Below are 228 nucleotides of genomic sequence, written 5' to 3' on the forward strand. Positions count from 1 at the left end.
CGGCGCGAGCGGTCCGCCAACGCCGTGGCGCCGTCATCCTGTGCATGACGGGCAAGCCACTTGTAGCCGGTCTTCGGGCTGATGCCGAAACGCCGGCATAGTTCACGCCGGTTGGCGCCTTCCTGCAAGGCCAGATTCACGAATTCCAGACGCAGGTTCATGGTGTTTCTCGGGTTCCAGGGCATGAACGGCTCCAGGCCAATCACTCGCCCGAAGTGTTACCCATGT

The 228-nt window shown here is 62.3% G+C and carries 1 protein-coding gene; it reads right to left on the reverse strand.

Going from position 1 to position 228, the window contains the following annotated elements; translation table 11 throughout:
• A partial coding sequence (locus AB4Y43_RS40740; protein WP_368730319.1) for a helix-turn-helix domain-containing protein occupies window positions 1-185 on the reverse strand: 185 nt, incomplete at its 3' end.
• Between the last annotated feature and the right edge of the window lie 43 nt (window positions 186-228).

Source organism: Paraburkholderia sp. BR10872 (genome assembly GCF_040965835.1).
Classification (GTDB): Bacteria; Pseudomonadota; Gammaproteobacteria; order Burkholderiales; family Burkholderiaceae; genus Paraburkholderia; species Paraburkholderia nodosa_A.